This is a genomic window from Marinobacter panjinensis (genome assembly GCF_005298175.1).
GTDB lineage: Bacteria > Pseudomonadota > Gammaproteobacteria > Pseudomonadales > Oleiphilaceae > Marinobacter > Marinobacter panjinensis.
Genome location: NZ_SZYH01000001.1, coordinates 3,483,241 through 3,507,372, shown reverse-complemented (window position 1 = coordinate 3,507,372; position 24,132 = coordinate 3,483,241). Strand labels below are relative to the sequence as shown.

Genomic DNA, 24,132 nt, shown 5'->3' with positions numbered 1-24,132 from the left:
GAGAGAGACCCATGGAAAACGGCACCCACTTTCGTACCTGCCACCTGTGTGAAGCCATGTGTGGCGTTGCGATCGAGGTAAAGGATGGCCATATCGCCTCCATCAAGGGCGACGAGGACGACCCGTTAAGCCATGGCCATATCTGCCCCAAGGCGGTAGCGCTGCAGGACCTTCACGAAGACCCTGAACGGTTACGCAAACCGGTACGCAAAACGGCCGACGGCTGGCAGGAAATGGATTGGGACGACGCCTTTGACCTGGTGGCAGACCGCCTGCACCGCGTGCGCAAGGAACACGGCCGCAACAGCATTGGCGCCTACCTGGGCAATCCCAACGTTCACAACCACGGCTCGCTGGTGGCAACCATGCCGTTCCTGCGGGCATTGGGCACCCAGAACCGCTTTTCCGCTACCTCCAACGACCAGTTGCCTCATATGCTGGCCAGCCTCGAAATGTTCGGGCACCAGATCCTGTTTCCCATCCCGGATATAGACCGGACCGATCTGTTTATCTGCATCGGTGCCAATCCCATGGCTTCCAATGGCAGCCTGATGACGGTTCCGGACTTCCGCGGCCGGCTGAAGGCCTTGAAAAGCCGCGGTGGTAAAATGGTGGTGGTGGATCCGCGCCGCACTGAAACCGGCAAGCTCGCCGACGAATTTCACTTTATCCGGCCCGGTACCGACGCCCTGTTGTTGATGGCGATGGTGCACACCCTGTTCGAAGAGAACCTGGTCAACCTCGGCCATGCGGAACCCTTTACCAAAGATGTAGATCTGATTCGGCTGGCTTCCCTGGGCTTCACGCCGGAAGCGGTAACTGAGCAGACCGGCATGCCAGCGGCGGACATCCGTAACCTGGCCCGCCAGCTCGCCACTACACAAAGGGCCGCCCTTTACACCCGCATGGGCACCAGCACCCAGGCCTTTGGCGGCGTCGCCACCTGGCTCGCCTATGTACTGAACATTCTCACGGGCAAACTCGACAGCACCGGGGGCGTGATGTTCACCCAGCCGGCGATCGATCTTGTTGCCCTCGGCGGCATGGCCGGCCAGAGCGGGCATTTTGCCAAGCGGTTCAGCCGGGTGAAGAAATTGCCCGAGTTTGGCGGTGAATACCCCTCCAGCACCATGGCAGACGAAATACTGACTCCCGGCGAAGGCCAGATCCGTGCGTTCGTAACCGTGGCTGGTAACCCGGTACTCTCCAGCCCTAACGGTGCCCGTCTTGATGAGGCCTTCAGCGGGCTGGATTTTATGGTATCGGTGGATTACTACCTCAACGAAACCACCCGCCATGCAGATGTCATACTGCCGCCAACCGCAGGTCTTGAACGCAGTCACTACGACCTCATTTTCAGCATGTTCGCCGTCCGTAACACCGCCAAGTACAGCCCCGCCCTGTTCGATGCCGGCAAGGATACCCGCCACGACTGGCAGATACTGCTGGAACTTGCCCATCGTCTGGAGAAAAAACGCAAAGGCGGTCGGCTGCAGGTGCGAGCGGAAATGGGCTGGCGTGCGTTCAAGCAGATCGGGCCAGACCCGATACTCGACATGATGCTGCGTGCCGGACCCTACGGCGCCGACATTGGCCGTGTCCGTGGCCTGGTACAACCGGCTATTGACCTGGTCATGGACATTCTCCCGGAGCGCCACCCTCTGCGCGGCCTTGCGAAACTCAGTCCGCTGAACCGGCACTGGCAGGATCTGCCCAAGGGGCTTTCGATCAATGCTCTGAAACAGCTGCCCAACGGGGTAGACCTGGGCCCGCTGCGCCCCTGTATGCCTGGTCGGCTGTTTACCCGTGATGGCAAGGTCAACCTGGCGCCGCGCCGCTACCTGCAGGATCTGGACCGCCTGCACGCCCTGCTGCCTGCCCCACCGGCGGACGGACTGTTATTGATCGGGCGCCGGCACGTTCGCAGCAACAATTCCTGGATGCACAATAGCCAGCGGTTGGTAAAAGGCAAAGAGCGCTGTACCCTGATGATGCACCCTCAGGACGCCTCCCGTTGCGGGCTTCAGGCCGGTGATTCGGCCGAGGTTGCTTCGCCTGCCGGCAAGATTGTATTGCCTGTGGAAATTACTGACGACATCATGGCAGGTGTGGTCTCGGTGCCCCATGGCTGGGGCCACCATCGTGAAGGTACCCGGCAGTCGGTCGCCGTTGCACACGCCGGGGCCAGCATTAATGACGTCATCAGCGACGAGCAAACAGATCCGCTGGTTGGTACATCCGTACTTAACGGACAGACGGTAAATGTTAAAGTATGGCGCTCGGAGCGCCCGCGCAAACTGGCCTGAACCCCTGAACGGAGAAACCTATGCCCCCGTGGCTTCAATGGACGCTGATTATCACCGGCCTGCTGGCTATCGCTTTACTGGTGGCGTTTATCCTTCGCCAGTCCCGTACGCTGCAGGAGGGCAAAAAACGACAGGCCAAAACCGAAGCGTTTCAGAAGGAACGCCGGGAAAGCATGGTGGAAAGTATCCGGGTTCTGGCAATGGCAGTGGAAGAGGACCAGATGGAATACTCTGAGGCCTGCCTACGCATCAAGGGACTGCTGGAGCATGTGGCCCCGGAGCTGCTCGAGCAGCCGCCTTTCCGGATTTTTCAGGAAGTGCATGACCTGATCCAGCATATGCCTACGCACCGGACGCGCCAGGAAACAGAAACCAGATTCGTAGAAAAGATGGACCGTGAAAGACTGGCTGTTGAAGAAAAACACGCCGATGCCATTCGACGCGCGGCGACGGCCATCCGCCGCCATCCTTTTTAGTTCAGGCCCACGCCGGTTTCCGGCCCGTAGTGGGTCACCGCCGGATTCATTTTTGTAACTTTTTGTAAATAATCTTCACCCCTAGAGACTTGATTAGCTTTATAAATCAATCTCTTCACATGTTACAAGTACATGACGCCTCGTTCACTCACCAAACCCAGGCCCGGCGGGCTTTTATTTCCCTTCGGATTGGCTAAGTTTAAATCAGAGCGCTGCCATTACTGACCCTGCAGCGTCTCTGATTGTTTTCTCCTGAACACGTTTGGTTTGATCTGCAACAAGCGGGTGAGCTTGCCGGCCTTCGGGCCGGCTTTTTTGTGGTTACTGGTTCATCATCCCGGCCATGGCCATGATGCTGTCCTTGTTATGGACAAGTTCGTCAAACTGGTCCTCAACCTTTTGTGGATCCAGTCCCAGCGACTGGTAAAATTCCGCAGTAACTTCCTCTCCTGCGCCGAGAGCCACACCACGGCGGGTCAACAATTGTCGTCCCAGCCATAACAGTTTTCCGTAAACTGCATGGGGGCCCTCATAGCCAGGGTTTTTCTGGTTGCGAATCGCCAGGCAGACTTCGCCCGGCATTCCCCAGTTCTGCATCAGTTCCGCCGCAATCTGCTCCCGGGTAACACCCAGCAGATAATGCTCGATCAGCGATGAATCCATATGGGGATTGGTTTCCAGTGCCCGGCAAACCAGCTTGAAGTGAGGCGGGAACACCTGGGCCAGAACCAGGTAGCCAAAGTTATGCAGCAGCCCTGAAAGGTATGCCAGGCCAAACACCGGGCGCTCGCCACGGGGCATCATGCTGGCCAGAACACCGGCAGACTGGGCTTGCCAGATGGCCTGCTGCCAGTAGTCGACGTAACCTTCGGGATGATCCTGGGGCTGTTTCAGGGCGCGACCGAGGGAGAGGCCCATGGCCAGGTTCATGACCAGATCGAATCCCAGAATCCGCGACACGGCATCGTGCACCGACCGCACCTGCCCGGCTGCCGCGTAGAACGATGACGATGCCCAACTGACCACCTGGGCCGCCAGGCTGGGATCACTCTCCACAACATCCACCAGATCGCCCATGACAGCATTGGGATTGACCCGCAGATGAATGATCCGTTGTGCGGTTTCGGGCAGCGGAGGCAGCTCCAGGGTATCTTCAAGGCGCTGCTGGATGCGCAGAGTGGTAAATCGCCGGATGGCGGTATGCAACTGGTCCCGGTCACGTTCGGGGCTATCCAGGTTGACGGAGATGGAGTCCGGCGTCACCGAAAATTCCCGCCGCTCGGCAGCGGCGGTAATCGCTTTGAACTCATCGCCGGGCACAACCATGCACAGGTTCTTCTCACCCAGCACCAGGGCAACCTGAGCCTGCTCGTCAACCCTGGCATCTACCACGGTGGGCCAGCCCGTCAGGGAGGGCAGCGCCGGCAGTTCCGTGAGGCCGGAGCGTTCCCGTACCCGGACCTGTTCGCGCCGCTTCATCACCCTCAGGTCGCGGCCGAGCTCTTTATTCAGGGCATTGATATCAAGCATATCGCCCTGACGACAGATGGCCTGAAGGTTTCCCAGTTCGTCGCTGAGCAGCACCATACGCAACAGCTCATCGTCCCGCGCCTGACTCACATCACGCAGGGAAACACCGGCCGCTGAATCACCCAGTGCCTGCCGGACTACGACAGGTAGCTCCATAAGTCTCTCCAAAAGTTGACGGTACCGTTCAGGGCACACTGGTTATCGTCCAGTATAGGGTACAAACAACAACCCGACGTTGACTTCAGCCTAGTTTCTGCGCGCTTATGACGCGAGCCCGGGCACCGTTTTTATACGTCGCCGTAGCGAATTCGCTGACCCAGCCAGCGGCGAATCAGGCCATTCACCAGGGCCGGCTGTTTCATCAGGCCCGGAGCCATTTCCCGTACGGGTTCGATCCAGCCCTTGTCACGCTCGAAATCCGCCAGGCGGAACTGCATCATACCGGTCTGGCGGGTGCCCAGCACCTCGCCCGGGCCTCTTATTTCCAGATCTTTCTCGGCGATGACGAAGCCATCCTGGCTTTCCCGCAGAGCCTGCAAACGAGCCTTGCCGTTCAGCGACAAGGGCGGGTGGTACATCAAAACACAGAAGCTGGCCTCTTCGCCCCTGCCAACCCGGCCCCGCAGCTGATGTAACTGGGCCAGCCCCAATCGCTCCGGGTTTTCGATAATAATCAACGAGGCATTGGGCACATCGACACCCACCTCGATCACCGTGGTGGCGACCAGGAGATCCAGCTCACCGTTCTTGAACTGTTCCATCACCGCCGCCTTTTCCGCAGCTTTCAGGCGCCCATGAACTAGCCCCAGCTTCAGATCCGGCAGGCGTTGCGCCAGCTCCTGGGCGGTCACTTCCGCCGCCTGGCATTGCAACGCCTCGGATTCCTCAATCAATGTGCATACCCAATACGCCTGCCGGCCCTCCCGGCAGGCTTTGCGGACACGATCGGTCACATCATCACGGCGGCTGTCGGGGATAGCGATGGTTTCAATGGGTTTGCGGCCAGGGGGCAGCTCGTCAATCACCGACGTATCCAGGTCCGCGTAGGCACTCATGGCCAGGGTGCGCGGAATCGGAGTTGCCGTCATGATCAGTTGGTGTGGTGCCATGGTGCCACCAACCCCCTTCTCTCGCAAAGCCAGGCGCTGATGCACCCCGAAACGATGCTGCTCGTCTACAATGACCAGCGCCAGCCGGCTGAAGGCAACGTCTTCCTGAAACAGGGCGTGAGTGCCAATAACCACTGAGGCATTGCCACTGCCGATCTCCTCCAGGGTTTCCTTGCGGGCCTTGCCCTTGATCTTCCCGGACAACCACGCCACACGGATACCCAGGGGCTCAAGCCAGCCGTGAAAGTTCTGATAATGCTGCTCTGCCAGTATTTCGGTGGGCGCCATCAGTGCCACCTGGGCGCCGGCACCGATCGCCTGAAGCGCGGCCAGTGCGGCTACCACGGTTTTCCCGGACCCGACATCCCCCTGGACCAGCCGCAACATGGGGACCGTCTGGCTCAGATCCTGGCGGATTTCGCTCATAACATGGCGCTGGGCGCCGGTGAGGCTGAAGGGCAGAAGATCGAGAAACCGCTCGGGCAGATCACCCGCAGGAAGCAACGGCAGAGCCTCCCGGGCCTGAACCTGCTGGCGAACCTGCAGCAGGCTGAGCTGGTGGGCCAGTAACTCCTCCATCACCAGCCGCTGCTGGGCCGGGTGGCGCCCCTCCACCAGCAAATGAACCGGCGCACTGGCCGGCGGGGAGTGCACCAGTTCTACCGCCTCGGTTATACCGGGCAACTGATAACTGGCCAGCAGCTGTGCCGGAAGCCACTCGCGAATCGGGTAGCGTTTCAGGTAGCCCAGCGCCTGCTGGCAAAGGCTTCGTACCCGGGGTTGCTGAATACCTTCAGTGAGGGGATAGACCGGTGTCAGTGTTGCCTCGCCCCGGGCCGGCATGGGAGGTGGATTCACCTGGTACTCGGGGTGATAGAACTCGTAACCGGCCCTGCCCGGCCGCACCTCCCCGAAGCAACGAACCCGCGCGCCCTCCGTAAGCTGGCTCTTCTGGGCGGCGTTGAAATGAAAAAACCGCATGACCAGGAAACCGCTGCTGTCTTTCAGGGTTACCTGCAGGCTGCGGCGCCGCCCCATCACCAGGTCGGCCTTCATCACCTCGCCTTCCACCACGCCAACATCGCCGATGCGAAGGTTGCCCATGGGGATAATACGGGTGCGATCCTCGTATCGGTGGGGTAGATGAAACAGCAGGTCCTGAAGCGACTGGATGCCCAGTTTCGCCAGCTTTTCCGCCAGGGCGCCGCCGACGCCCTTCAGGGTGGTAACCGGGATGTCTTCCAGTGACGTCATATCCTGGCTCAGGCAGTTGCGGCAGCAGCCGGGGTGTCGATTTTCGCTTTTTCGATCACCCGGCACTGGCTGGCTGCCAGCGACAGAACATCAATCGCCTTGGGACGGGGGAACGTCACCCGCCAGGCCAGTGCGACCGTTCGGAAAGGCACCGGTGCTGCGAAAGGCCGAACCGCCAGAATGCTTTCGTCGTACTGCATGGCAGTCGCGGCGGAAAGCGGCAATACCGTGATCCCAAGGCCGGACGCCACCATGTGACGAATGGTTTCCAGAGAACTGCCCTCGGTCACCAGTGAGGGCGCCTTGGCATTGGGGTTACGGGTAACCGCATCAACCAGCGGCGGGCAGGACTCCAGCACCTGGTCACGGAAACAGTGGCCCGGGCCGAGCAACAGCAACTGCTCCTTGGCCAGTTCCTCCGCCGTCAGGCTCTCCCGCTCGGTGAGCGGATGGCCACCGGGCAGAAGCACCACGAAAGGCTCGTCATAAAGCGGCAGGGTCACCACTTCAGGCTCTTCAAACGGCAGTGCGATGATAATGGCATCCAGTTCAGACTGGCGCAGCTTCTGACGCAGGGTAGCTGTGTAGTTTTCCTCGATGTACAGGGGCATATCCGGCGCGGCACGGCGCAACTCAGGTAACAGGTGCGGGAACAGGTAGGGCCCGATGGTGTAGATGGCCCCGACCTTCAGTGGTGCATTGAGCTGGTTCTTGCCATCCTGCGCCATATCGCGGATGACACCCACCTGGTCCAGTACCCGCTGCGCCTGCTCGATAATCCGTTTGCCGGTTTCGGTGACACGGATACTGTTCTTGCTGCGTTCAAACAGCGGGATACCCAGTTCGTCTTCCAGCTTCTTGACCGCCACACTCAGGGTAGGCTGGCTGACATGACAGCGCTCGGCTGCACGGCCAAAATGCCTTTCCCGTGCGAGGGTAACAACGTATCTTAACTCGGTGAGAGTCATGGTGGGCTCCGGTCAGATGTCGTCCAGCCAGGGCGCGATAAACCGCCCTGTTAATTTATTAGCCAAAGCATAAGGATTGATATTGCCTATGGCAATCACTGAACACAAGCAAGCGCCACGCATACTGGTCGCCGGTTGCGGCAAACTCGGTGGAGCGATTGCAGAAACGCTGTCCCAGGAGGCTGAGGTCTTCGGTTTGCGGCGCAATCCGGCCCGGATTCCGCAAGGGGTTCATGCCCTCGGCGCCGACCTGCTGGAGCGGAAACAGGTTGAAGCGATACTGCCGGAAAGTCTCGATATCGTGATCTATTGCCTGACGCCCTCCAGTTACGATGAAGAGGGCTACCGTAACGCCTACGTCCGTGGCCTTGAAAATCTTGTCGCCGCCCTCGGCTCACAGCGGCTGACGCGTCTCTTTTTCGTCAGCAGCAGCAGTGTCTATTCCCAGAATGACGATTCCTGGGTTGACGAGACCAGCCCCACAGACCCTGCCAGGTTCAGCGGCCAGATGGTCCTGGCAGGCGAGCAGACCGCCCTGAACAGCGGCCACCCTGCAACGGCTATACGGTTCAGTGGTATTTACGGGCCGACACGGCAACAATTTCTGGAGGCCGTTATGAACGGCCGCATGGACCCCGCGTCCCCTGCCCCGTTCAGTAACCGGATTCACGAAGCCGATGCCGTGGCCGCGGTTTGCCACCTGGTGAACCGGGCGCTGGCAGGAGAGCCTCTGGACCCGTGCTATCTCGCCAGTGACTGCGAACCGGTCAGGCTGGACGAGGTTGTGGCCTGGGTGCGGGAACAGGTGCCCTGTGCGGCCCCTGAGCCTGATGCTCGCAAGGGTGGGCGCGCAGGCAGCAAGCGTTGCAGTAACAAGCGTTTGCTGGAATCGGGATTCCGTTTCCGCTATCCGGATTTTCGGGAGGGTTACCGGGAAATGATCGCACAGCAGAAATGAAAAAGGCGGCCCGTAAGAGGCCGCCTCATCAATGCACCGGGCCGATATCAGCTCAGCACCATCACCGCTTCCATTTCCACCGGAACGCCCTTGGGCAGGGCCGCCACGCCTACGGCGGCTCGGGCCGGATAGGGCTCCTGGAAATAGGTGGCCATAATCTCGTTCACCGTAGCGAAGTTGCTCAGATCGGTCATATAGATATTGACCTTGACGATGTCCTTGAGCTCACCACCGCTGGCCTCACAAACAGCCTTCAGGTTTTCGAACACCTGGCGGGTCTTGGCGGCAAAGTCGCCTGCGGCCACCTCCATGGTCTCTGGCACCAGCGGGATCTGTCCGGAGATGTAGACAGTGTCTCCGGCCTTGACGGCCTGAGAATAGGTACCGATAGCCTGCGGTGCATTTTCGGTCTGGATTACGGATTTATTGGTCATGACCTTGGGACTCTCTGTTTCAAAACGCCAATCCTCACCCCTGGACAGCCAGCCTGTCAACACGCTGAAAGTCGCGTCTCGGGCCTGTCGATCAGTGGCCGCCTCAGTGCCTCACCCGGTTTATATGGGTAACCGCGCGAATATTCCTGATCCGCCGCATTACCCTGGCCAGGTGCTTGCGGCCGTTGACATGCACCACCAGACTGACAATGCCCAGCCTGGCGTTCTGCTCTTCCACGTTAATGCGCTCGATATTGCCGTCCGCCATGGCTACTGCGTTGGCAAGCTCGGCAATGACCCCGCGCTGGCGCTCCAGCTCCACCCGAAGTTCCACCGAGAACTCGTTGGCAATGTCCTTGGCCCACTTCAGGTGGGTCAGGCGCGACCGGCCCTCATCGTCTTCGGGTAACCTGGAGCAGGTATCCGAGTGGATGACCATGCCCTTTCCGGAATCCATGGCGCCCACCACCGGGTCCCCCGGGATGGGCTTGCAACAGCTGGCAAAGCGAACCAAAAGGCCCTCGGTTCCACGGATGGTGACAGGACTGTTGTCAGCATTGTCCATAACCGGTGCCAGAGCGGTATCCGACGCTTCACCTTCAGCGCTGCCGCTGACCAGTTGCCGGGCAACCAGGTAGGCCATGCGGTTCCCCAGGCCAATATCACTGACCAGATCGTCGAAGCTGTCTACCTGGTTGTGACTGACCACAGCCTGAACCTGATGCTCACTGATCTTCGACAGGCTGGTTCCAAAGCCTTTGAGAGACTTCTTGAGCAGGGTTTTGCCCAGATCCAGGGATTCGGCCCGCTTCTGGTTCTTGAGCACGTGGCGAATACTGCTGCGGGCCTTGCCAGTGACTACGAAACTGAGCCAGGCCGGATTCGGCCGTGCCCCCGGAGCGGTAATGATTTCCACGGTCTGGCCGCTTTGCAGCGGCTGGCTCAGTGACCCCAGAGTGCGATTGATACGGCAGGCGACACAGGCATTACCAATGTCGGTATGGATGGCATAGGCAAAATCCACCGGTGTGGCACCACTGGGCAACTCCATGATCTTGCCCTTGGGCGTGAACACATAGATCTCATCCGGGAACAGATCCACCTTCACGTGCTCGATGAATTCCAGGGAATCGTCCGCCCGTTCACGCATTTCCATCAGGCCCTTCACCCAACGATCCACCCGCAACTGGTTAACGCTGGTAACGTTGGAGGGCTCGTTCTTGTACATCCAGTGAGCCGCTATACCATTGTTGGCAATGTGCTCCATCTCCTCGGTGCGGATCTGGATTTCGATATTCACATGCATGCCGAACAGGGTGGTATGCAGGGACTGGTAACCATTGGCCTTGGGCATGGCAATGTAGTCCTTGAAACGGCCCGGCAGCGGCTTGTAGAGGCTGTGCACGGCGCCAAGGATGCGGTAACAGTCGTCTTCGGTGTCGGTAATGATCCGGAAGGCGTAAACATCCATGATTTCATGGAAGGATTTCTGTTTGAACTTCATCTTGTTGTAGATGCTGTTCAGGTGTTTTTCCCGGCCCAGTATCCGCCCCGGCAAGCTGCGCTCTTCCAGCTTCTCCTGCAGTTTGCCCCGGATATCATCAATAATTTCCCGGTGACTGCCCCGCAGTTTTGCGACCGCCTTGGAAATGTACTTCGAGCGCATCGGATACAGCGACGCAAACCCCAGGTCTTCCAGCTCGGTACAGATCGAATGCATGCCCAGTCGGTTGGCAATGGGCGCGTAGATATCGAGGGTTTCGTTGGCAATGCGCTGGCGTTTTTCATAGGGCATGGGGCCGAGGGTGCGCATGTTGTGCAGGCGGTCCGCCAGCTTGACCAGTATCACGCGGATGTCTCGTGCCATGGCCAGGGTCATTTTCTGGAAGTTCTCGGCCTGGGCCTCGGCACGGGTACGAAATTCGATCTGGGTCAGTTTGCTGACACCGTCCACGAGTTCTGCCACGTCTTCACCAAACTGCTCCGCCAGCGCATCCTTGGGAATGCCGGTGTCCTCGATGACATCGTGGAGCATGGCGGCCATCAGGCTCTGGTGATCCAGCTTCAGGCCGGCAAGGATATGGGCAACCGCCAGGGGGTGGGTAATATAGCGGTCACCGCTTTTGCGCATCTGCCCTTCATGGGCTTGTTCGGCATAATAGTAGGCTCTTCGCACCTGATTGATGCGATTGGTATCGAGATAGGTGCTGAGCTCACTGGCCAGCACATCAACCGTTGCCTCTGCCGACACCGCGCCTCCATGGAGATACTGAATTTCAGGGATAAAAAAACCCGAATGCATGCATTCGGGTCCTTCCGACGTACGTCCGGTAATGCCTATAGGTACACTATAAAACCGCAAGACCAGATTTCAATGCTTTCGACGGGTTAACAGAAAATATTCCCGTCTCGCACCTTTACTCGTCATCATCCTCGGTGAGGAGATCACGGGAAACCATGCCAGCGGCGATTTCGCGCAGGGCAATAACCGTTGGCTTATCGTTCTCTTCAGGAACCATCGGCTCGAAGCCCTTGGTTGCGATCTGGCGGGCGCGCTTGGTGGCCAGCATAACCAGCTGGAACCGGTTATCAACGTGTTCAAGGCAATCTTCAACGGTAACTCGTGCCATAACTTCCCCGACAATAGCAATAATGACTGATTTCAGCAGACCGCGTAGTGTAATCTCACGGGCTCAATTTGTATACAGCTAAAACCCATACTCAACGACGCTCGGACAACCTGGTCAGCAATCCGGAATACCTGAGCTGCTGAGCCTGCATGCGCAGGCGGTGGCAGCGAACGATCGACAGCAGGTCGTCCAGCGCGATGTCGAAATCGTCGTTAACCACCAGGTACTCGAACTCCACCGCGTGGCTGCACTCGTCCGCCGCTTCGTTCAGACGCCGCTCCACCACCTCCGACGCATCCGTTCCACGTCCGTTCAGACGCTTCCTCAGGGCCTCCGGTGACGGCGGCACGATAAAAATACTGACGCAGTCCGGCATCAGATGGCGTACCTGCTCTGCACCCTGCCAGTCAATTTCCAGGATTACATCCTTCCCTCCGGCCAGTGTCTGTTTTACCCAGACCTGGGATGTACCGTAGTAATTCCCGAAAACATCCGCGTGTTCCAGGAAATCGCCGCGGCCAATCATCGCCTCGAAGTCATCACGGCTGACAAAATGGTAGTTAATACCATCATGCTCCCCAGGACGCATGGGGCGAGTGGTATGGGAGACGGACACGCACAGCTGCGCGTCCTGTTCGAGCATGGCCGCCACCAGGCTGGTTTTTCCCGCCCCTGACGGTGCGGAAATAACATACAGCGTACCCTGCTCAGCTGCCTGATTCATGGTGCAAAAACTCCAAACCCCGACTGGTTTACAGCAGCAGCGTAGCGTCAAACACCACGACTGCAGCAACAAGGCCTGCGATTATACGGCGTTTGGTCGCCTATCGCACCCGTCCACGAGGGAAGGTACGTTGATCCGGCGTAGCTTCAGTCATGCCAGACACAGCGGTTGCGCCCCTGATCTTTTGCCAGGTAAAGGCGGTGGTCTGCAATTTCCAGCAAGCGGATCATATCCACCTCATTGTGGCCCGGCACGGCACTGGCGACACCCATACTGACGGTGACATAAGGTGCCGCTTCCGAATGGCTGTGGGGAATGGCCAGTGCATTGACGTCGTGGCGTATTCTCTGTGCGACGGCCCTCGCGCCGTCGAGGTCCGTACCGGGAAGCACACAGACAAACTCCTCCCCGCCATAGCGCGCCACAATATCCGTGGGGCGGGTCAAAGCGCCGCTCAACGCCCCGGCCACCGAGCGCAGACAATCGTCCCCTACGGCATGGCCGTAGTTGTCGTTGAAGGGCTTGAAGTAGTCGATATCAATGAAAATCAACGACAGGGGCTGGTCCTGGTCTGCCGCCTGGTACCAGCATTTTTCCAGGAAGTCATCGAAAAAACGCCGGTTCGGAATGCCGGTCAGGCCGTCAATGGTGGATATCTGATGCAGCGCGTCCCGCTGGTCCAGCCCCTTCTGGAAGGCCTGCATAAGATTGTCCAGCTCCCGCACCAGGCGCCCCAGCTCATCGCGGCGGGAATGCGGGGTATCGGGTCTGGGCCATCTCCCCGGCTGCTTCAGGCTCACAGCGGCAATGGCGCGATAGATACTTAGCAGGGGCCGGGTGATCAGGAAGTGGAAAACCAGTACCACCAGCACGGCAATGCTCAATGCCTCAACAATGCCCAGCAGGAACAGACGTCGCCCACGCTGTACATAAGACTCGCCAATCGAAGCGGTGGAGAGTACCAGCCGAAGTTCACCAACCGGCAGCGGCTCGGGGGTCCGGGACACGGAATAATCCAGTGACTTCTGAAAGTGGGTGACGTCACCGAACAATGCCTGCAAGAGTATCCCTGCCTGCTCGCTGGACGCCTCGCCCTTCTCCATCAACACCCGACCGAAGTCATCCCGCAGGGAAACATAACGGACACTGCGGTAATTGTAGAGGCCTTCAACCACCTGGTTGGCCAGATCCGGGTTGAGCTGGAAGGCAGCTTCCGCGGCAGACGCTTCAACCAGGTTCAGCAACCGCTCCATATCTTCCCGGGTTTCCGCTCGCACCACCTGTGCGTCCGACACCAGCTGAAAGACCCCGGTGCCCGCACTCAGCAGCAAGGCGATGACGAACGTTACCAGGGCTTGGCGGGTGGTGATACTGTGCCAGCGGGTGACTTTTGCGCCTTTTTCTTCCGGTTTCATTCACCGTTCCCCAGAACCTGCTGCCGTATCTGGTGGTAACGACCCTCCTCTTTCAGTCGGTCCACCCGGGTTTGCAGTTGTTCCAGGAAACGGGCTGGAATGGATTTGTGGCAGGCAAGGTAGATCGCGCTGCGCCGAAAGGTAAACAGCCTTTCAAGCCGAACCCCGGCGCTGCCCGCCACCACCTCGGCCACGTCTGGGCCGGTCACCCAGACATCAATAAGGCCCGACGTCAGTCGTTTGAGGTTTTCACTGTCCCGGGAGGCATTGATAATCTCAACGCCCTGGTTTGCCACATAAATACTGATGGCATCCTCATGGAAACTACCAACCCTAAGGCCCTTCAATTCCTCCAGACTGGTCGCCCCGATACTGCGACCCGGCAGGGCGAAGGCCGCCCACTCTGTCTCTACCAGCGGCCCCACCCAGTGGAACATAGCCTCTCGCTCGGCGGTGCGAGCGGTGGAGTACATGCAGTTCCCGGGCCGCAGCCTCGCCTCGCTGAAGGCCCTCGCCCAGGGCACCAGCAGGAAGTTCACGGGGTGATCTATTGCGGTCAGCGCTTCCTGCAACAGCCTGGTGGAAATGCCGTCCATCTTGCCCTGGTCATTGATAAAATTATAAGGCGGGTATTCTTCTGTGTAGAAGGTGATGGGCCCAGCCGCCTGGGCATGCCCCCACACCCATAAGGCAAGGCATGGAAAAAACAGGAACTTCAATTCCTGTCGACAAATCAGGCGGTGCATGCCTCCCTCCTCATTCAATTGGCGGTATCTTGCCCCGGACGCGAAGGTCATCAAGTATCTGCTGCAACCGCTCTACAACGGCAGGATCGGTATCACGGTTGATGGCAAAGTAGAGCGGGTCCTGGGACAGCACATAGACGGTCTCGAAATCGTCCGGATCATGCCCATGCTTCCTCAACAGCCAGTGCGCCACATCTTCACCATAGGCCCACAGGTTGACCCGGTTGGCGACCAGCATGTTCATCGCACTCTCGTTATTCACAGCCGTGTGCATGCGGGCGGCATTAACACCGGATTCCAGCAATTTCTGGGCACCTATGTCCTCCCCTATAACCACCATACTTACGTTACCGTTTTGCAGGGCCTCCTGGTTCTGGATCGAGATATTGCTGTCTTTCCTGGCCAGCAGCACCACGCGTCCGGCTGCCAGGGGCCCCACCCACTGAAACAGGTCTTCGCGGGCACTGGTACGGGTGGTGGAAAACAGCACGGCATCCGGTGTCAGTAGGGTGGTGTCATAGCCTCTGGCCCACGGCAGCACCCGGATATCCGTGGTTTCCGTAGTGCTTCCAGCGTGTTGCAGCATGGCCTCCAGGATTCCAACGGATGAACCCTTCAGCTCTCTCTCGTCCAGGTAATTGTAGGGTGGGTAATGCTCTGTTATGAAGGTGAGCCGATCAAGCTCAGAGGCGGCCCCGTAAAGAGGGCCGAAGAAAAAAATCACCAGTAGGCAGCGACAAAGCTTTGTCATGGGCAGTTACTTCAGTACAGCACAACGCGTGGCCTGTTTTTTTGTATGTACCTGGCGGCTACCAGGAACATGTTTTTGTTATCGTCAAGGTAGCACATGCCAGGCATTCTGTACGGATTACCTAAAGGTGTGGCCAACAAACCGCTATTGGCCACAGCCACTCTACTCCAGGTTCTGTACCTGCTCCCGCATCTGCTCAATGAGCACCTTCAGGTCAACGGCAGCCCTGGTCACCCGGGCATCGATACTTTTGCTACTGAGGGTGTTGGCCTCACGGTTCAGCTCCTGCATCAGAAAGTCCAGCCGACGGCCGATGGCATCATCGCCCTGAAGCGTCTCTGACACTTCGGTGATATGGGCGTCCAGCCGGTCAAGCTCTTCGGCCACGTCACTTTTCTGGGCCAGCATGACCATTTCCTGGGCAATTCGGTCAGGGTCAATCTCGACCTTTGCCTGCTCAAAGCGGTTTTTCAGGTGCTCTTCCTGGGCGCGAATCAGCTCCGGCATGCGTTCCCGCACCTCAGCGACCAGTTTGCCCATGGTGGCCAACCGGTCTTCAAACAAAGGGCGCAGACGTTCCCCTTCACGTTCCCTGACTGTCACCAATTCACTCACCGTACGCTCAAACAACTCCCCCGCTGCCTTGCGGGCAGGACCGTAATCCTGCTCGGTGGAGGCCAGCACACCGGGCCACCTGAGGATATCCAGGGCACTGATGTGGGCCGGATTATCCAGCATCTTGTTGATGTGATTGGCCGCCTCATTCACCGCATGGGCCACATCCTCATCGATCTCGAACCCCTGAGACGCAGCTTCCGTTGTCTGCAGGCGAATGGCCACATCCACCTTGCCCCGTCGCAGTTGTTTGCGCAGCTGTTCGCGAAAACTGTTTTCCAGTTCCCGAAGTGCCTCGGGCAGTCGGAAAGACGGCTCCAGGTAACGGTGATTGACCGTGCGAATCTCGCAGGTGAGCGTTCCCCAGTTCTCCTGGGTATCCTGGCGGGCAAAAGCCGTCATACTTCTGATCATGGTGACTCCGCGTTTGGAAAGAAGCAGTATCTTCAGTCTAGCAGGGTGACTGCCCGAACATCGAACAGACGTCTCTGGCTGCGTGTTATACTCCGCAATCTTTCGACATTGCAATCGACCAGGACTGATGTCCTGGACACTCACTACTGATACCAGGAACGACTATGAGACCGAGCGGAAGAACGCCGGAACAATCCCGAGATATTCGCATTACACGCCACTACACCCGCCACGCCGAAGGTTCCGTGCTGGTGGAATTCGGCGACACCAAGGTGATCTGCACCGCCTCTATCGAAAACAAGGTCCCACCGTTTCTGCGGGGCGAAGGCAAGGGCTGGATCACCGCCGAGTACGGCATGCTGCCGCGCTCTACCGGCAGCCGCATGGGCCGCGAAGCCGCCCGTGGCAAACAGGGTGGACGTACCGTGGAAATTCAGCGTCTCATCGGCCGCTCCCTGCGCGCCGCCGTCGACCTGAGCGCCCTGGGCGAACACTCGATTACTATCGACTGCGACGTTATCCAGGCTGATGGTGGCACCCGCACAGCTGCTATCACCGGGGGCTGTGTGGCACTTGTAGACGCGCTGAACCATCTGGTGAAAGAAGGTCGGCTGAAGAAGTCGCCTCTGAAGCAGATGATTGCGGCTTTCTCAGTCGGTGTGTACAAGGGTACGCCAGTGCTGGATCTGGATTACCCGGAAGACTCCGAAGCCGAGACCGACATGAATGTGATCATGACGGATCAGGGAGGTTTCATTGAGATTCAGGGGACGGCCGAGGGTGCACCGTTTGAGCAGGAAGAGCTCGATGGCATGCTGAAATTGGCCAAGCTGGGGATTTCTCAGTTGTTTGAGGCTCAGAAGGCGGCTTTGGAGGCGTAGTTTTCTGGAAGCTGGTTTGTCGGATTACGGCTTTCGCCTAATCCGACCTACGTTCAGCGGTTACCATCTCACCGAGACCGCTTACTCGGAAATTTACAATCCAATCTCTATGTCGTAATCCATGATCACCGGCGCGTGATCGGAGAAGCGGGTGCTGTCGTCAATCCAGCCATCGCGGATGGTCTTGCGGATTCCTGGGGTCAGTAGCTGATAATCCACGCGGATTCCGGCGTTCTTGCGGGAACCTTCGGCCTGCTCGGGCCACCAGGTGAACTGGCTGCTTTGTTTGTTGATATCGCGGAATGCATCAACACAGCCCATTTCATCAAACAGGCGATCCAGCCATGCCCGTTCGTGGGGCAGAAAACCGGAGAAATCCAGCGTGTGGTACAGCGGGCTGGCGTCGGTCACGTGATGGGCGGTCTGCAGGTTTGCGCAGAAGATGAACTGACGGCGCTTGCGCAGGGTTTTCTGCATATGGATGCCGAAGGCTTCCATGAAATCGTCCTTGTGATCCAGCACGGTCAGGTCGTCGTCGCCAATCAGTTCCTCTTCCCGGCCCAGGGCACAGGGGGAGAGCACACAGGCAACGGACACCTTGTCAAAATCGGCCTGGATAAAACGGCCCTCGCGGTCGGCCTGCTCATTGGCAAAACCGTACATGATGGCTTTGGGAAAGTGGCGGGTATAGATGCCAACACCGCCGTCCTCGTTGCGTTCGCCATCAATGAAGTAGGCCTCGTAGCCCTCCGGGATCAGGTTGTAGTCCTCGATCTCGTAGGCCCGCATGCGGTGGTCCTGAACGCAGACCACGTCAGCGTCCTGCCTGGCCAGCCATTCAAAGAAACCTTTTTCAACCGCCTGAGCTAGACCGTTGACGCTGATCGTTACTACCCGCATACGTGTTCCCTGATTCGGTTTGTGTGTATGATACCGGTTTTACGCGTTAATTAAAGATCCACACCCGCCAGAAGCCCTGTCATGCACGACTATCAGCAACAATTCATTGAATTTGCCATTCGCCGTAATGTTCTTCGTTTCGGCGAGTTTACGCTAAAATCCGGCCGCACCAGCCCCTACTTTTTCAATGCCGGGCTGTTCAATACCGGAGAGGACCTGCTTGAGTTAAGCAAGGCTTATGCCGCTGCACTGCAACGCAGCGGGCTGAATTATGACATTATTTTCGGGCCTGCCTATAAGGGCATACCGTTGGCAACAGTGACAGCCATGGCGCTGGCCTCGGAAGGAACCAACAAGCCTTTTGCTTTCAACCGCAAGGAAAAAAAGGAGCACGGCGAAGGCGGAAACATCGTCGGCGCCCCCCTGCAGGGCAATGTGCTGATTGTTGACGATGTTATCACTGCCGGCACCGCCATTCGCGAATCCATAGAGATTATTCGCAGCGCTGGAGCAGAACCAGCTGGGGTTTTGATTGCACTTGATCGCCAGGAGCGAGGTGGGGGCGAACTTTCGGCCATACAGGAAGTCAAAAAGGAATTCGACATTCCGGTTGTCAGCATTATCACGCTCGGCCAAGTACTTGATTACCTGAAGAACAGGCCGGGATTCGACGAGCACGCCCAAAGGGTTGCTGCCTACCGGGATGAGTACGGCGTCTGAAACCGGGCATGGTTTATCGCCCAGCTTTTGTTATGCTTCACGACGACACAACTCGTTTTTACCGGAGCGCCAGTCCTTCATCATGAACCGTCTGACCAGGTTTTCAATCGCTGTATCTGCCGTGGCCGCACTGACTGTTGCCACAATTGCAGAAGCCAGGATGTACCGTTACACGGATGAAAACGGCCAGGTTGTCATCAGCAACACCATTCCCCAGGAAGCCACAAAACGGGGCTACGATATTCTCAGCAAAAACGGTCGCGTTATTGAAACGATTGACCCCGAGCCCACGGAAGAGGAAATTGCCGCCAGGCAAGCGGAAGAGCAGCGCAAGGCCGAGCAGGCACGGCAGCGAGAGCTGGACCGCAAGCTTCTGGAGCGCTTCAGCCATCCGGATGAAGCTGTGCGTGCAATGCACAGAAAAATCCGCGAACTGGAGGGGCTGAACCAGCTCAAAAGAGGCAATATTTCCGTCATCGACAGCCAGCTGGACAGCGAGCAAAGTCGGGCAGCAGACCTCGAACGCTCGGGCCGCGACATTCCGGAATCAACACTTGAAAAACTCCGGCGACTGGAGGCACAGATTCGGGATATCGAACGGGAAATCAGCTCACAAAACGCCGACATCAAGGCCTTGCGGGAACAGTTTGAGAAAGATATCGAACGGCTGGAGGAAATAACCGGCAAGGAAAGAACTGTACCGCTGGATCCTGACGAGGCAGAAAAATAGCCGCCAGGCGACAAATGGAACACGAACACAAAAAAGGTCACCTCAGCGGGTGACCTTTTTATTTACCAACCTTCCAGCTGCCAATCAGGCAGTAGCGGAAGTATCCTTGGCCGTGCTGGTGCTATTGCTCTTGCGGGCTGTGGTTTTGCGTGCAGCCGGCTTCTTGGCCTGGGCAGTGGCCTTGGTTGACTGGGCAACGCTGGTCACTTCGTCCGCTGCGTCGGCAACGGAATCTGCGCCTTCAGCCGCTTCTTTTTCCAGCTTGGCAACCAGATCGGCCGCGAAGCTGCCAACACGGCTGTTCAGACTACGCAGCTGGTCAAACAGGCTTTCACTGTAGCCGTAGTAACGGGTACGCAGGTTCTTTACGCTGTACTCGCGTGCTTCTGACTCCAGCTTTTCAGCGTATTCGAAAGGCTTGGAAGACAGCTTCTTCTGCTGCTCTTCTGCGGCATTGATGCCCTTCTCTACGATTTCCTGCAGTTGTTCCTGATAGCTCTTGAGTTTACCCATGATGAATCTCCTTAGATTGTGGATGCATAGTGTTAAAAAGTTGCATCATCGCGGCCAGTGAATCTGTGCCGACTTGTGATTACATGGGTAACACTACGGTTTAAAATTAGAATGTTCATACTAATCCCGAGGCCATTCGTTATTTCGATATGCCGACTACTTCCTTGATGGTTTTTTCAACTTGGGCATAATTTGCGCCGGCAATCAGACCGCGAGAGACACCATGCAAGGAAAGACACTCACCCAAGGGACTGCTGGCCAGGTGCGGCCCTGGAAATTATTAGTACTCGTACTGATCCTCCTGGGACTGGCTGGCTGCCAGGAGGACTCCGGCGCATCGCGTGCGGCATCCAGCCAGGCCAATGAGGTGTCGGCGAAACGCCTTGATAACGCCATCACTTCTTTTCGCGACACGCTGGGGCAATCGGGAGAGGATTCCCGACCTACGGGCGAAAAAACCTTGATCACACCCCCCATATTACGCTGGGATGCTCCACTGACCAGGGAAGATGGCTCCCGCCTCTATTCAAGCGATATAAGCGGCTATCGCATATACTACCGGCTGCGCCACGAAAAAGGTTATGACGTCATTCGCCTACCCGGCAGTGCTGCTACCGAATACCCGCTGGAGGATTTTCCTCCCGGAGCTTACGAGTTCAGCATCACCACGCTTGATGACAACGGCCTCGAAAGCCGGCGCTCTGACACAGTCTTTGTTGACCTGATCTGAACCGTTACCAGCTGAAAATAACCCAGCTGGGTACCAGCATGTCGGTTTCATTCTCGCGGATCCAACCACCACCGTCTGCAGGTACCAGGTAGTACTCCGGCCCTACCTCCGGTACGACCTTGATCTCCATCAGCTGGCCGTTCACCCGGTACTCATAGAACACTTCATTGTCACCCGGGCGGATAACAATCTGAGGGCCATCGGCAGATGGCTGGTACTCGGATACCACCAGAGGTTCCCGAGGCGTCTGAACAACATCGCTGTCGTCCATGCTTTCCTGTGCCATCACAGGCCCCCACAACACACCCAACACAAGACCCGAGCAGGCGATACGTTTCATTTTCATGTTACTCTTCCATTCTGTTTAAGGACGCCAAAAGCCGCCCTGACACTGCGAACCAATGCCTCCGTATTGTCAGAGTTGCACAAGCCATTCAACGCTTCAATCAGAATCCGGATCCGTTTTGATATGACACAACAACAGACTCCGCCCGTGGTTCTTGTCGACGGGTCGTCGTACCTTTTCCGCGCCTATCACGCCCTGCCTCCCCTGATGACCAGCAAGGGACACCCCACCGGAGCCATCAAGGGTGTCATCAGCATGATCCGGAAGCTGGAACAGGATTTTCCCGGCTCGAAAATGGTGGTGGTGTTTGACGCCAAGGGGAAAACCTTCCGCAACGACCTGTACGAGGACTACAAGGCCACCCGCCCGCCCATGCCTGACGACCTGGCCGTGCAGATCCAGCCTATCCACGACATGGTTCGCGCCATGGGTCTGCCGCTGCTGATCGTCAGTGGCGTCGAGGCCGATGACGTGATCGGCACCCTGGCAGACGAGGCCACCAGCAAAGGCATCGATGTCGTGGTCTCCACCGGCGACAAGGACATGGCACAACTGGTGAGCGACCACGTCACCCTGATCAACACCATGACGGATACCCGCATGGACCGTGAAGGCGTGGTGGAAAAGTTCGGCATTGCCCCGGAACAGATCGTGGATTACCTGGCGTTGGTGGGTGACAAGGTGGACAACATTCCCGGTGTTAATAAATGCGGCCCGAAAACCGCCGTCAAGTGGTTGCAGACCTGGGACAGCCTGGACGAAATCATCGAGCACGCGGACGAGGTCAAGGGCAAGATTGGCGAGTACCTGCGGGAGGCCAAGGATACCCTGCCCCTGAGCCGCGAACTGGCAACCATCAAGACCGATGTGGATCTGGAATTCGGGCTGGAAGATCTCGAACTGAGAACCCAGGACGACGATAAGCTGCTTGAGCTTTTCCGGGAGTACGAGCTCCGCTCCTGGATTGCGGAACTGGAAAATGGTGATAACGGCTCCTCCACCAACAAGGATACCGGCAATACCGCTGGCAGCAGTAACCAGGCTGCCAAGAAAGAAAAGAAGTACTCGGTCATCACTGACCAGACAGAGCTGGACGACTGGATTGAGCGCCTAAACAAGGCTTCCCTGTTTGCCTTCGACACCGAAACCACCAGCCTGCGCTACATGGACGCAGAAATCGTTGGTGTATCCTTTGCTATCGAGGCAGGCGAAGCTGCCTATGTTCCCCTGGGCCACGATTACATGGGCGCTCCGGAACAACTGGACCGTGACACAGTACTGGAGCAGCTGAAACCGCTGCTGGAAGACCCGAAAAAACCCAAACTCGGCCAGAACCTCAAGTACGACAAGAACGTTCTGGCCAACCATGGCATCAGTCTGGAAGGTATTGCGGAAGACACCATGCTGGAGTCCTACGTGCTCAACTCGGTAGGTTCGCGCCATGACATGGACTCGCTGGCCATGCAATATCTGGGCGAGCAGACCATCACGTTCGAGTCCATTGCCGGCAAGGGTGCCAAACAGCTGACCTTCAACCAGATTGACCTGGAACAGGCAGGCCCTTACGCCGCCGAAGACGCCGACATCACCCTGCGCCTGCACCAGGTGTTGCGACCGCAACTGGAAAAAACCGGTCGCCTGCGGGAGGTGTATGAAAACATCGACCTGCCGTTGGTGCCGGTATTGTCGCGGATGGAGCAACGGGGCGCCATGATCAGCGCCAGCACCCTTCGCCAGCACAGCCAGGAACTGGCGGAACGTATGGCGGAGCTGGAAAAGGAAGCCCACGACGAAGCCGGCGAAACCTTCAACCTGGGCTCCCCCAAGCAACTGCAAACCATCTTCTACGACAAGATGGGGCTGCCGGTGGTGAAGAAAACCCCGAAAGGCGCCCCCTCCACAGCAGAACCGGTGCTTCAGGAACTGGCCCACGAACACGCCCTGCCCCGGCTGATCCTGGAGCATCGCAGCCTGAGCAAGCTCAAATCCACTTACACCGACACCCTGCCGGAGCTGATCCATCATCGTACCGGCCGGATTCATACCTCTTACCATCAGGCGGTGACGGCCACCGGCCGGCTGTCATCGTCAGAGCCCAACCTGCAGAACATCCCGATCCGCAGCGAACAGGGGCGCCGCATTCGCCAGGCGTTCGTAGCGCCGGACGGCTACAAACTGATGGCCGCGGACTACTCCCAGATTGAACTAAGGATCATGGCGCACCTGTCTGGCGACAAGGGCCTGCTGACGGCCTTCGAGAAGGGTGAGGATATCCACCGGGCAACCGCCGCGGAAGTGTTTGGCGTTGCCGTGGACGAGGTCTCCGCCGATCAGCGCCGCAGCGCCAAGGCCATCAATTTCGGGCTCATTTACGGCATGTCGGCCTTTGGCCTTGCCCGCCAGCTGGATGTGGGCCGCAACCAGGCCCAGGAATACATCGACCGGTATTTCGAGCGCTATCCCGGGGTGCTCAGGTACATGGACAACATCCGCAAGCAGGCCCATGACGACGGATTCGTCGAAACCCTCTACGGACGGCGCCTTTACCTGCCGGAGATCAACGCCCGCAACAAACAGATGCAACAGGCCGCAGAGCGCACTGCCATCAACGCTCCCATGCAGGGAACTGCGGCGGACATCATCAAGCGGGCAATGGTCAGCGTGGAAGACTGGCTGCTGGCCAACCACGGGGATGACGCGCGGATGATCCTGCAGGTTCACGACGAACTGATTCTGGAAGTGCGGGAGTCGGCGGTGGACAAGATCCGCGAAGGCCTGGAAAAGCGCATGTCCGCTGCTGCCAGGCTGGATGTTCCCTTGCTGGTTGAAGCTGGCGTCGGCAATAACTGGGACGAAGCGCACTAGTCCATCCTTCCGGGGTCCGTTTTGGGGCAACAGCTCACCAAAACGCCCCGTTTGAGATCATCGGTTGCGCGCTGAATCGCGTAACCACGCCTTTTCATCAGACGGCATGGAATTCGC

General features: G+C 58.0%; 22 protein-coding genes. 8 read left to right on the top strand and 14 right to left on the bottom strand.

All coding sequences use genetic code 11. From position 1 onward, the window contains the following. The first annotated feature begins 11 nt into the window (after positions 1-11). A complete protein-coding gene (locus FDP08_RS16060; RefSeq protein ID WP_137437125.1) occupies positions 12-2,306 on the top strand; it encodes a molybdopterin-dependent oxidoreductase in 2,295 nt (764 codons plus the stop codon). A gap of 20 nt (positions 2,307-2,326) precedes the next feature. Further along, positions 2,327-2,782, top strand: coding sequence for a DUF2489 domain-containing protein (locus tag FDP08_RS16055; protein ID WP_137437124.1), 456 nt, complete (start codon positions 2,327-2,329; stop codon positions 2,780-2,782). 321 nt (positions 2,783-3,103) lie between these two features. Here the strand turns inward: FDP08_RS16055 and FDP08_RS16050 are convergent, their stop codons facing one another. From FDP08_RS16050 to FDP08_RS16040, 3 genes are all read right to left on the bottom strand, one after another. Then, positions 3,104-4,468 (bottom strand): HDOD domain-containing protein, encoded by a 1,365-nt coding sequence (locus FDP08_RS16050; protein ID WP_137437123.1) that lies wholly within the window; start codon positions 4,466-4,468, stop codon positions 3,104-3,106. A gap of 131 nt (positions 4,469-4,599) precedes the next feature. Next, positions 4,600-6,675, bottom strand: coding sequence for an ATP-dependent DNA helicase RecG (gene recG, locus FDP08_RS16045; RefSeq protein WP_137437122.1), 2,076 nt, complete (start codon positions 6,673-6,675; stop codon positions 4,600-4,602). 8 nt (positions 6,676-6,683) lie between these two features. Beyond that, positions 6,684-7,643, bottom strand: a complete 960-nt coding sequence (locus FDP08_RS16040; RefSeq protein ID WP_137437121.1) for a hydrogen peroxide-inducible genes activator — start codon at positions 7,641-7,643, stop codon at positions 6,684-6,686. A gap of 88 nt (positions 7,644-7,731) precedes the next feature. Between FDP08_RS16040 and FDP08_RS16035 the strand changes: the two genes are divergently transcribed. Further along, positions 7,732-8,601 carry an NAD-dependent epimerase/dehydratase family protein gene (locus FDP08_RS16035; RefSeq protein WP_137437120.1) on the top strand — a complete coding sequence of 290 codons (870 nt, stop codon included), beginning with the start codon at positions 7,732-7,734 and terminating at the stop codon, positions 8,599-8,601. Positions 8,602-8,648: 47 nt separating this feature from the next. Here FDP08_RS16035 and FDP08_RS16030 read toward each other — a convergent pair whose 3' ends face one another. The 8 genes from FDP08_RS16030 to FDP08_RS15995 form a co-directional block, all read right to left on the bottom strand. Beyond that, entirely contained in the window at positions 8,649-9,035 is a 387-nt protein-coding gene (locus FDP08_RS16030; RefSeq protein ID WP_137437119.1) for a RidA family protein, read from the bottom strand. Between the two features lie 103 nt (positions 9,036-9,138). Beyond that, positions 9,139-11,286, bottom strand: coding sequence for a RelA/SpoT family protein (locus FDP08_RS16025; protein WP_137437361.1), 2,148 nt, complete (start codon positions 11,284-11,286; stop codon positions 9,139-9,141). A 166-nt stretch (positions 11,287-11,452) separates the two neighbouring features. Further along, complete coding sequence (gene rpoZ, locus FDP08_RS16020) at positions 11,453-11,665, bottom strand: DNA-directed RNA polymerase subunit omega (protein WP_137437118.1); 213 nt, start codon at positions 11,663-11,665, stop codon at positions 11,453-11,455. A 91-nt stretch (positions 11,666-11,756) separates the two neighbouring features. Next, positions 11,757-12,389 (bottom strand): guanylate kinase, encoded by a 633-nt coding sequence (gene gmk / locus FDP08_RS16015; RefSeq protein WP_137437117.1) that lies wholly within the window; start codon positions 12,387-12,389, stop codon positions 11,757-11,759. A 146-nt stretch (positions 12,390-12,535) separates the two neighbouring features. Next, positions 12,536-13,804, bottom strand: a complete 1,269-nt coding sequence (locus FDP08_RS16010) for a GGDEF domain-containing protein (protein WP_137437116.1) — start codon at positions 13,802-13,804, stop codon at positions 12,536-12,538. Beyond that, complete coding sequence (locus FDP08_RS16005; RefSeq protein WP_170979046.1) at positions 13,801-14,550, bottom strand: substrate-binding periplasmic protein; 750 nt, start codon at positions 14,548-14,550, stop codon at positions 13,801-13,803. The genes FDP08_RS16010 and FDP08_RS16005 overlap by 4 nt, the downstream gene beginning before the upstream one ends. Positions 14,551-14,560: 10 nt before the next feature. After that, the gene (locus FDP08_RS16000) at positions 14,561-15,301 is read right to left on the bottom strand and encodes a substrate-binding periplasmic protein (RefSeq protein WP_137437114.1); all 741 of its coding nucleotides are present in this window, start codon (positions 15,299-15,301) and stop codon (positions 14,561-14,563) included. Between the two features lie 162 nt (positions 15,302-15,463). Next, a complete protein-coding gene (locus FDP08_RS15995) occupies positions 15,464-16,330 on the bottom strand; it encodes a YicC/YloC family endoribonuclease (protein ID WP_137437113.1) in 867 nt (288 codons plus the stop codon). A gap of 164 nt (positions 16,331-16,494) precedes the next feature. Here FDP08_RS15995 and rph point away from each other — a divergent pair, with 164 nt between their 5' ends. Continuing rightward, positions 16,495-17,211 (top strand): ribonuclease PH, encoded by a 717-nt coding sequence (rph, locus tag FDP08_RS15990; RefSeq protein ID WP_137437112.1) that lies wholly within the window; start codon positions 16,495-16,497, stop codon positions 17,209-17,211. Between the two features lie 93 nt (positions 17,212-17,304). On the opposite strand, the gene FDP08_RS15985 is transcribed toward rph, so the two are convergent. Further along, on the bottom strand, positions 17,305-18,111 hold the full coding sequence (locus FDP08_RS15985; RefSeq protein ID WP_137437111.1) for an exodeoxyribonuclease III: 807 nt from the start codon (positions 18,109-18,111) through the stop codon (positions 17,305-17,307). Between the two features lie 81 nt (positions 18,112-18,192). Between FDP08_RS15985 and pyrE the strand changes: the two genes are divergently transcribed. Together pyrE and FDP08_RS15975 are read left to right on the top strand one after the other, a co-directional pair. Further along, positions 18,193-18,831, top strand: coding sequence for an orotate phosphoribosyltransferase (gene pyrE, locus FDP08_RS15980; protein ID WP_137437110.1), 639 nt, complete (start codon positions 18,193-18,195; stop codon positions 18,829-18,831). A gap of 82 nt (positions 18,832-18,913) precedes the next feature. After that, positions 18,914-19,561 (top strand): DUF4124 domain-containing protein, encoded by a 648-nt coding sequence (locus FDP08_RS15975; protein ID WP_170979045.1) that lies wholly within the window; start codon positions 18,914-18,916, stop codon positions 19,559-19,561. A gap of 84 nt (positions 19,562-19,645) precedes the next feature. On the opposite strand, the gene FDP08_RS15970 is transcribed toward FDP08_RS15975, so the two are convergent. After that, positions 19,646-20,074 carry a hypothetical protein gene (locus FDP08_RS15970; RefSeq protein ID WP_137437109.1) on the bottom strand — a complete coding sequence of 143 codons (429 nt, stop codon included), beginning with the start codon at positions 20,072-20,074 and terminating at the stop codon, positions 19,646-19,648. A 223-nt stretch (positions 20,075-20,297) separates the two neighbouring features. Here FDP08_RS15970 and FDP08_RS15965 point away from each other — a divergent pair, with 223 nt between their 5' ends. Then, the gene (locus tag FDP08_RS15965) at positions 20,298-20,804 is read left to right on the top strand and encodes a fibronectin type III domain-containing protein (RefSeq protein WP_137437108.1); all 507 of its coding nucleotides are present in this window, start codon (positions 20,298-20,300) and stop codon (positions 20,802-20,804) included. A 4-nt stretch (positions 20,805-20,808) separates the two neighbouring features. Here FDP08_RS15965 and FDP08_RS15960 read toward each other — a convergent pair whose 3' ends face one another. Beyond that, on the bottom strand, positions 20,809-21,144 hold the full coding sequence (locus FDP08_RS15960; protein ID WP_137437359.1) for a DUF2782 domain-containing protein: 336 nt from the start codon (positions 21,142-21,144) through the stop codon (positions 20,809-20,811). 129 nt (positions 21,145-21,273) lie between these two features. On the opposite strand from FDP08_RS15960, the gene polA reads away from it, so the two are divergent. After that, positions 21,274-24,015: a DNA polymerase I gene (gene polA / locus FDP08_RS15955; protein WP_137437107.1), complete on the top strand. Its 2,742-nt coding sequence runs from the start codon at positions 21,274-21,276 to the stop codon at positions 24,013-24,015. Positions 24,016-24,132: the final 117 nt, after the last annotated feature.